The sequence below is a fragment of the Rhizobium sp. YTUHZ044 genome (genome assembly GCF_051123975.1).
Lineage (GTDB): Bacteria > Pseudomonadota > Alphaproteobacteria > Rhizobiales > Rhizobiaceae > Rhizobium.
The window spans coordinates 1,952,917-1,965,958 of sequence record NZ_CP101426.1; the positions used below are offsets into that span (position 1 = coordinate 1,952,917).

The window sequence follows — 13,042 nt, forward strand, 5'->3', positions numbered from 1 at the left end:
TGACGAAGACCCGCAAGCACAAACAGCCGCCGGCCAACCTTATCGGCCTGCTGCGGTTCCCTTATCCGTCCGACGGCAAAATTCGATCAGTTGCTCCGAGGTCATTGGCCTTGCCAGAGCGTAACCTTGCAGCAGATGGCAGCCGAAATCTTTCAGGATCTTCGCGTGCTCCATTGTCTCCACTCCTTCGGCAACGATGTCGATGTTCTGTGACCGGCCGATTTCGATAATCGAGGAGACCAGACGGCGTTGAGAAGGCGAGGCGACGATCGGCTTGACAATCTCTCGATCGATCTTGAGCCTTCGGGGTTCAAATCGAAGCAAGCTGACGATACTGGCATGTTCCGTGCCGAAATCGTCAATTTCAATTTCTATGCCGAGCGCCTTGATTGCTGGAATCACCTCATTGAGAGCGGGCTGAAGCTCGTCGAAGGAGATTGTTTCAAGCAGCTCGAAACACAGGCGCCCCCTCGCTGCGGGAAGCGCCGAAAGCTCGGCAAGGAGATTCGCCTGCGCCAGTCGGCGCGCCGAGATATTCACTGAGACCCGTGGGATTTGGAGTCCCAAACCGTCCCATCTCGTCAGCTCGAAGAGTGCCTTTTGCAGGATCAGCTTATCCATGTCGCCACTACGGCCGAGCCTTTCCGCAGCATCAAGAAACTCGGTCGGGCCGAGCAGACCTCTTCGCGGATGGTCCCAGCGGGCGAGGGCTTCGACGCCTGCGACTGCCAATGTGGATGCGTCGAACTGCGGCTGGAAGAACGCTACAAACTCGTCGCGTTCGAGCGCTTGATTGAATTCATCCGCCAGTTCTTTCGAATGAATTGCGGCGCTGCGAAGCTCTTCCGTGAAAACGGCCGCGCGACCACGACCCGCCTTCTTCGCCTCGTAGAGAGCCAGATCGGCATTCAGAAGCAATTGGCTGAGGTCCCGACGAGAAGGTTCAGCCTCCCAGGCGACACCGACGCTTGCTCCGACCACATATGCTGCTCCATCGATAAAGATGTTGCGCTGAAGCGCGTCGACAATCTGCCTGGCCGATTCGGTTGCTTTAGGCTCCGGATTGGCGCTCCAGCTGGCGAAAATGAACTCGTCTCCACCGATGCGGGCCGCGACGTCGTTCGGGCCGGCCAAATCGGCGAGCCGCAAAGCCGTGGTCTGGAGGACGATGTCACCGCCGGCATGGCCTTTCGTGTCGTTGATCTCCTTAAACCGGTCAAGATCGATATGAATGAGGATCAGGCAATCTTCCGGAGCGGGCCGCGGCGGCTGCGAGATCATCTGGTCGACGAACCGCCGATTGGGAAGTCCCGTCAGTGCGTCGTGCAGTGAGAGGTATTCCAGGCGCTGACGGGCGCGAACGAGCTTCTTCTTGTGCAGGCGAAGTTTTTCGATGGTCCTTTGGCGCGACCTGGTCAGAAAGCCGACCCAGACGATGGGGGCAACGACACAGAAGGCCAATAAACTTGCATAGAACTCGAAGGCGCCGATCCCGTTATTTCTACCCCATCCATGCTTCGGACGCGCGGCGAGGGTCCATCGGCCGTAGGTCATATCCACATTTGCCACGACCGGTTGCCTTTGAAAGGTCTCCAGGCTGCCGAGAAAAACCTGTTTGGGCGATTCCGGCTCCGGTTCGGTGCTGATGGCAACCTCAAGGTCGGTCGAACGAAGACCGCTATCGCCGTAAAGCCTTGGAATATCGATGATTCCGGAAAGAAGGCCCCAAAAGATCTGGCTATTTCCATCGGTGACATAGACAGGGCACCTGACCACGAAGGCCATTCCGCCTTGGACAAGCTCCACCGGGCCGGTCAAGACGATATTGTGGGTGTTGCGCGCCAGCATCGCGGCAGCCCGTTGCTTCTCATTCTTCCGGTAGTCGAGCCCGATGGCTCTTTCATTTTCCATTTCCGGATAAACCCATCTGACGACCATGTCCGGCGCCGCGGCGAAGCTTCGCAATTGTGAATCGGGCTGCAGGATCCGTGCTGCAAGTTTGGAGAACCCGTTCTGACCCATTGCGGGATCGACGGAGATACCCGCCGCCAGCCCTTGCAACAGTTTCACATTGCTGTTCAGGTTCGTCTGCAGCCGAGATGATATCGTGGCAAGCTCGCCGGCAACGACCGAGCGTTCATCGGCCAAAGAGCGCTCCAGCCGCCAATTCGTTGCCACCCAGACGACGATGACTGCAATAATGGCCGCAAATACCGCTGGCGCGAACGCGCTCACGTGGCCGGTTAGGCAGCCCGCGCGGCTGCGCGCTATCTCTGGGTCTTTTCGAAACGTCATCAGCTCGCCGGTGTGGTGGTAAGAGCGTATCCTTGCACAGCTTCTTTAAGGCAACGCTAAACCGACCAATACGGTTCGAATGTCGTCAGTCCGGCATGCACGAATGGCTAGATTTTTGCAGGGCTGGGGACACACCGCGCGGCGCTATCAGTCCCATCCGCCTATCTCCCAGGTCATCAAACCAGGGGAGAGTGACATTCTTACTTTGCAGAAACAGGACACTTTAACTTTGCGGCTACAGGTGATTGTCAAAGCTGATTAGAGATGCGGCGCCGCTGGCCAGTTAGAAATGCGACGCTCTGGCTGTCCCGGCCCTGCCGGTCAGCCCCCGATCCGACCGGCTGGGCCGGATTGCAGGGAGGAGCGGGGGCGGGTAGGACGCACCCCTTCGGCTTTAGCTTTGAGACTATGTCCCTCACCCTTCATTCCGCAGCTTCCATCCGCGCCAGCGCCTTCTGTCGTTTGGCAATCACCTCCGGATCGTTCATGAAGTCCGTCCGCCGGCCGGGCTTGCGGCCACACTTCTGATAACCATTTCCCTGGCTGCCATCCGGTATCCCAAACATATGATCCGTCTGACCGGTGCGGCGAGGGCCGCTTTTACTGCGCTGCAGTTCCCGTCCAGCCTGCAGCTCAGCGACGATCGAAAGCATGTCGTCCAAACGCTTGTTCTCGACGACCTCCGGCCGGTGGATCGACCGCAATGTGTCGAAGGTTCTGTAGGGCAGGGTAAAACTCTCGTGCATGATCTCGAGGCGGCCGTCCGGGTAGTCGCAAACGACGACCTTCTTACCCGCCAGGGGCCTGGAAAGCTCCGTCGGATCGAGAATGAACAAGACCTTGTCGTAGCGGAGCGTCAGGGACTGCGACAGCGTGCGGACCTCCTTCCGGCACATGGCACCATCGAGGTTCTCATGATCGGCCACAGGACGATGCATGTCCTTCGGATTGCGCGGCGGTTTGCCAAAACGGACATTGAAATCCTCGATAAACGCCGGTGCATAGAGGTTTGCGGCCTCGATCGTGTCGATGCCGCGAAGCCGCAGTTCCTTCACCAGCCGATCCTGCAGCGTCTGATTGGCTCGTTCGACGCGTCCCTTGGCCTGCGGGGTGTTGGCGCAGATGATGTCGATGTTGAGCTCATAAAGCGCTCGCCCGAACTGCGTCAGGCCGCTCGTCCGGTCTTTCTCCGACGCATGGATCGAACGAAAGACACCATGCTTGTCGCTGTAGAACGCCAGAGGCTTGCCCCATTGCTGCAGATAGGCCTTCGTCGCATGCAAGTAATCGAACGTGTTCTCCGATCCGGCAAACCGCAGATGTAAGAGCTTGCCGGTAGCATCGTCGATGTAGACGAGCAGGGCGCACTTGGGGCCGCGGTTCTCGAACCACCAGTGATGCGAGCCATCGATCTGGACGAGCTCGCCGAGACAATCCCGCCGGCCGCGCGGCTGGAAAACCCGCTTCTTACGTTCGCGCCGCGAGATCCAGATGCCAGCCTCGGTCATCCATTGGCGCAGCGTCTCCTTGGCGACCGAAATCTGATGCAGTTCGATCAGCTTCTCGCGCGCCAGCGTCGGACCGAAATCCAGATAGCGTTCGCGGATCAGATCCAGCGCCGCATTGCGAAAATCCTCGCTGTGGCGCCGATTGCTCGGTCGGGATCGCTTCTTCGAAACCAGGCCGGCTTCACCGAAACGGTCATAGTCCCGCAGCAGCCGATGAACCTGACTTCGACTGAGATCAAGCAACTCGGCGGCCTGGATAATGCTCAGGCGCCGGTCGCGGATCTTCTGAATGACTTCGAGGCGATGCAACTCTTTCTGCGACATGGTGATCAAACAGGACATCACGACTCCGACCGCTCATGGTCTCGACCAGGCTGAAGGTCGTCATCCTTGCTCCCAACGTTGGCGTTGACCAGAACGTCGAGAGGCGAGACTGTCGCATCTCTAACTGGCCCAACTGTCGCATTACTAAATAGCCGCTACACACCAAAATTGCATAAGGTAGATTATGGAACCGAATGATGTATGCGAACAGAACCGCTCCCTCGCATGAGGCGGAACTAAAATGATCTTAAACGGTTGATTGGTAACTCAAACCGTCATTTCGGCGCATTCTTCGCACGGAGCGCATCTTGGCCCAGATTTTCCCGGCGCGCACCTCCTCTCCTCGCGACAGACGAGCACCGAAATCTCGCGACGTCGCACTGCCCGGCGATACGGCACATGCAGGCCAAGGTCACGTTCGCATCGCTCCAGGAAGAACATTGAAACGAAGTTCGCGGTGGTCGAATAGAGCGTTGTCTACGGTTCTATTGCTGTCACTCGTCTCCTGTTCGAACGAGGATGAGCAGTCTCGCAGGCAAGTGCAGGAAATCCTCATGTGGAGCGCCAGCGCCGAGATGATCCTCGATGCCCGCCTTGGCGGACGTGTTCCAGAAGGCTTCACCGATCTTGCCGTGCAACGATGCCACAGGGAAATATCGCATCTTTCATCGCAACTGCCGCAAACCCCGAGATATGACCAAGCGAGAGCGGCTGTCGTCAGGCTCAATGGATTGATCGCCGCGGCGCACGACGAGATCGGACATGGGCGTTTCGAGCAGGCCCATCAAAATCTTGTTGAGCTTCATCGCTACGAGGTCGACCAGCGTAAACTCCCTGGTGCCGGCGGATGAAAAAGCTACTTCAGATTTCGCTGGGGATAGTCACCAGCGTCGGGGGATTTATCGAAACAGGCCAGATCGCAACATCGAGCCAGGCGGGAGCGGCCTATGGGTTCAGCCTGCTTTGGCCCATTGTCGTCGGCACTGTCTGTCTGATTTTCCTGATTGAAATGTCGGGTCGATTTGCCATTGCAAGCCATCACACCGTTGCCGATGGTATGAGGGAACGTTTTGGAGCGAATTACTTCCTGGTCACTTTGTTGATAATCTCGATCGTCAATCTGCTCGTCCTCGCCTCAGAACTTGGTGGGATTGCGCTGGCACTGCAGTTTGTTAGCGGTGCCGGCTTTCAGTGGTGGGCATTGCCGGTCGCCCTGACCGTATGGCTTCTGCTCTGGAAGGGCACATTCGGCATGATCGAAGATGGTGTGGCCGTCATGGGCTTGGTGGCAGTATGCTTCGTGGTGGGTGTGTTTGTCATGGATCCGCCCTGGCTGGAGGTGGCAAAAGGGCTGGTGCCGACGCTGCCCGAAAAAGAGCCGCTGCACTATGGTTTCATTGCTGTCAGCATTCTCGGAGCCGTGATAGCCCCGTTTCTGTTCTTGTTTTACTCGTCAGGCGCGATCGAGGAAAAGTGGGATAAGAGCTTCCTTGGCGCTAATCGGGTGATCGCGACGGTTGGGATGAGCTTTGGCGCCGTCATTGCAGCGTCAATCCTGATCGTGGCGGCACTCGTCTTTCCGCCGCGCGGCATCACCGACATCCAAGGATATGACCAGATTGCGCCGATATTGACCCCAGCGTTGGGAAAATGGGGTTTTTACCTTTTCGCCGCATCGCTCGGAATCAGCTGCTTTGGCGCCGCGCTCGAAGCAAGCCTTGGCCAGGCGTACCTGGTTGCCCAGGGTTTTGGTTGGAATTGGTCGGAAGATGCCAAGCCCCGCACCGATCCGGCATTCGCGCTTGTCTATACAGGCTTCATCGGCATCGCAGTCCTGCCGATCGCGGTTGGCGTCGATCCCCTGCAACTGACGATTTTTTCAATGGCGATCACTGCGTTGGCATTGCCCTTCGGCGTGATTCCGTTTCTGTTTTTGATGAACGATCGCAATTTTGTTGGAAAGCACCGTAATGGATGGATCAGCAATACCGCCGTGTTGGTCATTATCGGCTTGTCGTTCATCGTCGCCCTGATAACCCTTCCCCTGCAGATCTTAGGAGGATAATATGCTTTTGATCCGCGACGTCCTTGACAAGCAAATGGTCGACAAGGAACAAAATCGTATCGGTAAGGCAGACGGCGTCGTCCTCAGCCTTTCTGACGGCGACGCTCCCAAAGTCGCGTTCATCGAAATGGGCGGTGTGACGCTGTCGCGACGGATGGGCCGCCGGCCGCATCGCTTCCTACTTTGGCTTTACCGAGCGGCTGGCAAAGATGATAACATCACGGCTTTCCGCGTGCCCTGGGCAAAAGTGAGAGACGTTGGGATCGACATCGAAGTGAATGTGGATCGTCGCGAGACGCCATTGGAGCAGTGTCAGGATTGGCTGAAGCGCCACATTGTTATGTGGATCCCGGGAGGGCAATCATGAACGAGGTTCGACTCGAACTGCTGCTGGGAAAACAGGTCTACGACGTTGATGGCAAGGCCGTTGGCCGTGTGGAAGAGGTCAAGGCTGAAGCGCGCGGCGCGGACCTCTATGTCGTCGAATATCACCTCGGCGCCTACAGTTTCTTTGAGCGGCTGTCGGCGCTTGCCATCGGTCGCGCGGTACTGACCGCGATAGGGGCGGAAAAATCCGGCAGCAAAAAAGCGGTTCCATGGGACAAGCTCGATATGGGAGATCTCGGGCACTTGCGAGTGACGTGCAGGGAGACCACCCTGCAGACGCTCAACTGAAGCCACCTATCCAGCTGCCGCACCCCTCACCCCGTTACGGCTCCTCGGACTAACACCACCGTGCCTCCACCGGAATCGCTTCGTCGCTGGGAGATGCCGACGGATTCCCTCGATCAGGTCCGCCGCTGCGACGGCGGCGTCGAACATGATCTTGAGAAGGCGCCTCGGGCCGAGGTCGGGAGCCGACATCTGGCGAAGATGTGGCGATGTAATTTCGCGTTACTCGACACCGTACATCCCCAGGAGATGCCGCCGACAGCGCCCAGCCGGACGGCTGCGCTGCAATGCGTCGGCGGGTTTTCAGAACGTCGCGGGCGATGGTCAGCTCGTGGGTCGGGGTGCGAGTATCTTTGGTGGCGCCGTGCAACCCGCTCGTCGAGACGGGCCAGCGCGATGCCGGCGTCCGAGATTGGTCGCAGAAGGTTCTGGATGGCAGTTCGTCACTACCTATGATGCTCCAGGTTGCTCCTGGCTTTCCGATAAGCAGTACTTATCGGAAGTGACTGATTTCAGCGCGCAAATCAGCGAAAACGAGCGAGTGGACGGCCAAGACAGCCGTTTCGCCAACCCGCTTTCGCCTTCAGGAGGCACTTTTGGACATCCTTGCCCGAAAACGCTGCCTCAGATGCTATCGCCCGCCGCGCCGAAACGCTCGACACCATTGCCGCTTGAGGACGTAGCTGAATGTAGACGTGACTGTCAGCATCCGATTGTCAGCGTCCAAGTTGCTCCGGTGCCAATTGGGATCGCCAGGGGCAGACCTTCTCGACATATTCAATCAGCAATATAGCGCCGTCGGTCAAGGGGATGGAGCCCAATTGCGGGTTGTCACTCCTCAATCGGCAAGACGGGTTTTGGTGGTCTCTGCAGCTCCGACGCGGCAGCGGATGACGCTGCATCGGCCGTTCCGCCGGAGACATGTACCGTCGGTGTTGCAAACTGGATGCCCTTTTCGGCGAAGGTCTTCTTCAGCATGGCAAGCGCCTTTCGGCGGACGCCAAACTGTTCGCCCGGTTTTGCCATGAATTTCAGCCTTATCTGCACGCCATAGTCCGCCATCTGCTCGATGCCCTGCATTTTCAAGGGCTCGATGATGTGGGGCCCGAGCTCAGCATCGTCCAGAAGCTCGACGCCGATGCGCTTGATGGTCTTGCGAACCTCCTCGAGGTCGCTGTCGTAGTTCAGTGTAAGCGTGATGATGTCGATGACCCAGTCGCGGCTCAGATTTTGCACCGCGCCGAGTTCGCCGAATGGAACGATGGTGACAGGACCGCGGTGGTGTCGCAAGCGGATCGATCGCAACGAAAATCCTTCGACAGTACCTTTGTATTTTGCCGCCTGGATATATTCTCCAATCCGAAAGGCATCGTCGAACAGATAAAAGACACCGGAGATAATGTCCTTGACGAGCGTTTGCGCACCGAAGCCGACGGCTATGCCGACGACACCGGCGCCCGCAAGCAGCGGCCCGATCTGGATGCCGACAGCATCCAGGATCATCAGAAAGCCGACAGCGCCGATCGCGAGGAACAGCACGTTGCGAAGAATGGGAAGAAGCGTATTCAACCGCTGACGCCGGCGCGCCTCTGGCCCCTCCTGATGGCCTGCATTCACGCTTCTCGACGCCACTTCCATCTGCGTGTCGATCAGAGTGCTGACGAGCTTCCAGATGACGTCGGTCACCAGCAAGACGATCACGATTCGGATTCCCGCGCGGATCAGACGTGTGGTCATCGTTTCGGCTGCGGCAAGATCACCGAGATTGACATCCCACGAGCGGGCGATGAGCAGCGCGGCAACCACGATAAGGCCGTTGCGCAACGTCTGCATGATAACGACCGACCATCCCAAGATGGCCGGATCCTCCACCGCACGCTCATCCTGCGAATTTATAATGATGCGGCGAGTGATATCGCGCGCTACCGATACCGTCAGCGGCAGAAGCGCAATGACGATTACCGTCCAGAATGCAGCACGCAGTCCCGACACCCATAACAGCCACGAGAGAATGATGCCTGCGCTGAAGCCGACGCTGATCAGCCGGTTCACCGGCGGCCCGTCGGAACGAAACTGCCGCAGCCAAATCATCGCGATCAGCGCGATCGAGACGACCACGAGCCATGCCGCTGTAAAAAGATCGACCAATATGGCTGAAGCCCCGATCGTCTGAATCACTTCGATGGTGGCCCAGCCGGTTGCTAACAGCGCGGCCGTTGCAAGGAGCCAGTAGTACCAGAACCACGCAAGCGACGTCACAAGGGTCACAAGCCGCATATGCGGCAGGCGGGCGCCCGGCGCGATCACGATGCGGCCCGCCAGCACGCCGAGGCGCACCATGAGCGCAGCTGACAGCAGAATGAGCGCAACATCGCGAAACACAGCGGGCCATGGAAAAAGGATAAAGGCGCCGAGGCTTCCGATGAGGTAGCCGATCAATGCGAGAAGCCCCATTGACAGCCGCCCGGCGTGCAGTTTGATCCGCTGCCGGACCGTGTCGGCAGGTGCGGTCAGTATAAAATGAAGAAGCCCTCGCCCCGACCACCAGGCGATGCGCTGCGCGAGAAATCCGCCAGCTACGAAGAGTGTGACCGCCAGCATCAGACCGACAGGGTCTATACGATTGTCTGTCTGGAAGAGCCGGATCGCCGCCTGGATCTGTCCCGGAAGGGTTGGAACTGCGTTGACGAGCGAGAGCAAGCGCTGGCGCAAATCCTGCAGTGAGGTCGCGATCGACGGCGGTGCTGGCGCCGGTGAGACGGCGACTGGCCGCGTGGGCTCCTGATTGCCGGGAACGATCCGATCGACCAGAGCGCGACCGGAATCGTCATTTGGCAATTCGATGATGACGCGGATCGGCGCTGAGGATCCGGATGACTCGGCCGAGGAAGCAGGATTAATACCGATTGGCAGCAGCGTGGAAAACCCGACCGTCAGGATTGTGAATATCTTCCGCAAGCGGTGGCGGTCGTCGTTGCTGCGCATGTGATCGTGTTCCCCGGGACGGTGCCGCTTGTGCTGTAGAGGCTTGGCACTTTGTGAAGTGTCACGCCATCAACGTCAATCGACGAACCAGTCTGGCCGAGGCAGGCTGATCGTTGCCCAGCTACGATCATTGCCGATCCTTGTCTCGGTGACGTATCATCGGGGCGCCCTCCCCGGCCTGCAGACTCCCTGCGGCACAGTGCCGGCGACGGTTGGTAATGTCAGAAATGAATCTGGGGCAACAGCTGCGAAGTGCGGCCCGCAGTCGGATCGCGGGCCGCAAATCGCTCTCTCCGAGTTGTCGGATGACCGAGCGTATCTGATGGTCAGCCATTCACCACCGTCTCGTCTCGGAGAGGTGGCCGGCAAATCCGGCCAGCAAAACGCCGAACGGAAGGCTGCGAACGATTCTGGCGGCAATGAACGCCGCGCCCGTGGCCAAGGCGAGCTTTGCCCAGGGATAGCTGCCGAGCTGGACATGGGCGCTTGCGTCTATCAGGTTTGCCTGGGCTTTCAGCGCCGATTCCGCATCTTCGCGCAAAATGCCGAGCCGGGCGCGCAACAGCCTCACTTCGTGCTGCAGGAGGTCGAGATCGTGCTCGGCCTTCTCACGCGCGGTTGCGCTGGCGGCATCGGCAAAGGGCGGCTCGCCTTCCGCGACCAACTCATCGGGATCCGGCGGAAAGAAACCGTCACGATTGATGGAGGATTGCATGGACGTCTCCTTCGAATATGAGCTAGAGCGAACGTCGCCGGCTCTCATGCCTGGAACTGGACATCAGTGATCGCGTCGGAATCCCTGACTCTGGTTCGATCCGCCTTGCGTCTGCGTTTGCCGATCGGCATCGGTTGATGGCGAGCCGACCCCGGGAGAGGTATAGGCGCGGACCTTGGCGCTTCCATGCGTGGTGTCGCGCATCGCGACCGGTCGCGTTTCATCTTCGAACGCGCTTTCGGACACGGCCAGGTCGTCCGCGGCTCTGCCGCCTCGGGCTGTGCCGGCAAAACCGGTATTGGATCCGCCTTCGCGGCCGCTTTCCGATAACCAGAGATCTGCCCGCTCATCAATGTCGATGCTGCCCTCATCGTCGAGAATATCGTGAACGGTCTCATAGAGCGCGTCATCGATATCGTTGACTTGAACCAGGAAGCCGCCTCGCCGCAGCCCTTCTGCATACATCGCGCGATCTTCATCCGGGAAGAAGAAGTCGGCCAGCGCGTCGAAGAAGCCGCTGCGGTCGTCGCTTATGGCGCCGGCATTCCTTCCATCCGCTTCATAGCCCGGCATCAATCTGATCCTCGCGACCGGCACACCTGCGTCCTCGAGACGGGAGATCGCAGATTCGGCTTCGTTCCGGCTGTCGAAAAATGCGGTAAGACTGCCGCCGCCCATCGGGCCTGAAGAACCCGGGTTCGTATCGTGGTGAATGTTGCTCACGGAACGCTCCTCTCGATGTCTTGTTCCAGCCGTCGGACCCGACGCCTGGTTTCTGACTTGAAGAACCGGCAGCCGAGATGAATGTTCCACGGCAGTGGGACGGATCGGCGGCATTCCATGGCAGTTCCATAACGTTGCCGCCTGTCCTTTTTCAGATACACCAGGCGGTGAATCGCACCGTCTGTTGCAGCCTTCGGCGGTTGACGTCAAACCATCGAGACGCTAGCACGGCTTTCGACGCATTGGGGACATTTCATATGGACATCTTCACGGCAGCCGGTCTGACGGCTTTGCTGCAGGTCATTGCTATCGACCTTGTTCTCGCCGGCGACAACGCTGTGGTCATCGGTCTTGCCGCTGCCGGCCTCGAGGCCACGCAACGGCGCAAGGCGATCATCGTCGGCATTCTTGCCGCAACGGTCCTGCGTATTCTCTTTGCCAGTGTCGCCGTCTATCTGCTGGCGATCGTCGGCCTGCTGCTGGCCGGCGGTCTGCTGCTGCTTTGGGTCTGCTGGAAGATGTGGCGCGAGCTTCGCGACGGCCATAACGAGGATCGCGTAGCGGAAAGCGGCGAAGGCGCGCCGAAAAAGACCTTCTTCCAGGCGGCAACCCAGATCGTCATTGCCGACGTTTCGATGTCGCTCGACAACGTGCTCGCCGTTGCCGGTGCTGCGCGCGAACATCCGAGCGTCCTGGTCATCGGCCTCGCCCTGTCAATCGCACTGATGGGTATTGCCGCAAACCTGATCGCCCGGCTGCTCGGCCGCCATCGCTGGATCGCTTATATTGGTCTGCTGATCATCCTCTACGTCTCGCTCGACATGATCTACCGCGGCGCCGTCGAGGTCCTTCCCTATATGCAGTGACCTGTGCCAGGGTCGGGGCTCAGTCCCCGATCCTGCCGCGCGCGTGTAAGCACGCTGCAGCGCTGGGTTAAGCGAAAAACTCCGTCTCGAAGCTCATCTGATCAAACGCCGGCACCACGTGGTCCGGCGTCTGCGCCATCACCGCGTCATAATCCAGCGGCGTATGCATATGGGTGAGAATCGCCCGTTTCGGCTTCAGCCGGCCGATCCAGTCGAGCGACTGTTCCAGCGACAGATGGCTTGGATGATAGGTGTACTGCAGGGCGTCGATGATCAGCACATCGAGATTTTGCAGTTTCTCGACGGTCTGGGGCGGGAAATCGCTGATATCGCTGCAATAGGCTACATCGCCGATGCGGAAGCCGAGCGAATTGATATCGCCATGCTGCTGGATATGCGGAAAAAAATCGATCTTGCCGCCGGGGCCGCGGATTTCGACGGGTTCGTTGAGATTTTCGATGACGACAGGCAGCACGATCGGCGGATAGTTGCTGCCCGGCGGCGTCTCCAGGCAATAACCGAAGGCTTCACGCAGCCTGTCCATCGTAAATTGGTCGGCGTAGATCGGCACTCGCCGGCGCGTATTGTGAAAATAGCCGCGCAGATCATCTATGCCATGGATATGATCGGCATGCGGATGGCTGTAGAGCACGGCATCGACATGGTCGGCTCCCGCCCTGATCATCTGCTCGCGAAAATCCGGCCCGGTGTCGATGACGACGGTCGTCACACCGCCATCAGGAGCGAATTGCTGCACCATGAACGAGGCGCGTGTGCGCCGATTCCTAGGGTTGTCGGGATTGCAAGCGCCCCAGTCGCCAGTGATACGCGGCACGCCCGGTGACGACGAACAGCCGAGAATGGTGAAGCGCCGCCGATAGAGCACCTG

11 protein-coding genes and 1 pseudogene are annotated in these 13,042 nt (G+C 58.9%); 5 read left to right on the forward strand and 7 right to left on the reverse strand.

All coding sequences use genetic code 11. From position 1 onward, the window contains the following. Positions 1-39 precede the first annotated feature (39 nt). Together NL154_RS09730 and NL154_RS09735 are read right to left on the reverse strand one after the other, a co-directional pair. A complete protein-coding gene (locus NL154_RS09730) occupies positions 40-2,295 on the reverse strand; it encodes a bifunctional diguanylate cyclase/phosphodiesterase (RefSeq protein ID WP_434733962.1) in 2,256 nt (751 codons plus the stop codon). 422 nt (positions 2,296-2,717) lie between these two features. Then, a complete protein-coding gene (locus NL154_RS09735; RefSeq protein WP_434733963.1) occupies positions 2,718-4,145 on the reverse strand; it encodes an ISNCY family transposase in 1,428 nt (475 codons plus the stop codon). A gap of 290 nt (positions 4,146-4,435) precedes the next feature. Between NL154_RS09735 and NL154_RS09740 the strand changes: the two genes are divergently transcribed. From NL154_RS09740 to NL154_RS09755, 4 genes are read left to right on the forward strand one after another with little or no spacing between them, the layout of a single operon-like run. Then, positions 4,436-4,978 (forward strand): hypothetical protein, encoded by a 543-nt coding sequence (locus NL154_RS09740; RefSeq protein ID WP_210631328.1) that lies wholly within the window; start codon positions 4,436-4,438, stop codon positions 4,976-4,978. Next, positions 4,975-6,192 (forward strand): Nramp family divalent metal transporter, encoded by a 1,218-nt coding sequence (locus NL154_RS09745; RefSeq protein ID WP_434733964.1) that lies wholly within the window; start codon positions 4,975-4,977, stop codon positions 6,190-6,192. Before NL154_RS09740 ends, NL154_RS09745 begins: the two co-directional genes overlap by 4 nt. A 1-nt stretch (position 6,193) precedes the next feature. After that, on the forward strand, positions 6,194-6,559 hold the full coding sequence (locus tag NL154_RS09750; protein WP_434733965.1) for a hypothetical protein: 366 nt from the start codon (positions 6,194-6,196) through the stop codon (positions 6,557-6,559). Then, entirely contained in the window at positions 6,556-6,867 is a 312-nt protein-coding gene (locus tag NL154_RS09755; RefSeq protein WP_434733966.1) for a PRC-barrel domain-containing protein, read from the forward strand. The genes NL154_RS09750 and NL154_RS09755 overlap by 4 nt, the downstream gene beginning before the upstream one ends. Before the next feature lie 253 nt (positions 6,868-7,120). Here NL154_RS09755 and NL154_RS09760 read toward each other — a convergent pair. From NL154_RS09760 to NL154_RS09775, 4 genes and pseudogenes are all read right to left on the reverse strand, one after another. Further along, a pseudogene (locus NL154_RS09760) lies at positions 7,121-7,298 on the reverse strand (RHE_PE00001 family protein); the annotation flags it as partial. Positions 7,299-7,695: 397 nt separating this feature from the next. Next, the gene (locus NL154_RS09765; RefSeq protein WP_434733967.1) at positions 7,696-9,849 is read right to left on the reverse strand and encodes a mechanosensitive ion channel family protein; all 2,154 of its coding nucleotides are present in this window, start codon (positions 9,847-9,849) and stop codon (positions 7,696-7,698) included. A gap of 334 nt (positions 9,850-10,183) precedes the next feature. After that, positions 10,184-10,564, reverse strand: coding sequence for a hypothetical protein (locus NL154_RS09770; protein WP_210631323.1), 381 nt, complete (start codon positions 10,562-10,564; stop codon positions 10,184-10,186). A gap of 63 nt (positions 10,565-10,627) precedes the next feature. Next, on the reverse strand, positions 10,628-11,287 hold the full coding sequence (locus tag NL154_RS09775; RefSeq protein WP_210631322.1) for a hypothetical protein: 660 nt from the start codon (positions 11,285-11,287) through the stop codon (positions 10,628-10,630). Positions 11,288-11,544: 257 nt separating this feature from the next. On the opposite strand from NL154_RS09775, the gene NL154_RS09780 reads away from it, so the two are divergent. Further along, positions 11,545-12,153: a TerC family protein gene (locus tag NL154_RS09780; protein WP_064802665.1), complete on the forward strand. Its 609-nt coding sequence runs from the start codon at positions 11,545-11,547 to the stop codon at positions 12,151-12,153. A gap of 67 nt (positions 12,154-12,220) precedes the next feature. Here the strand turns inward: NL154_RS09780 and NL154_RS09785 are convergent, their stop codons facing one another. Continuing rightward, complete coding sequence (locus tag NL154_RS09785) at positions 12,221-13,039, reverse strand: MBL fold metallo-hydrolase (protein WP_210631321.1); 819 nt, start codon at positions 13,037-13,039, stop codon at positions 12,221-12,223. Positions 13,040-13,042 lie beyond the last annotated feature (3 nt).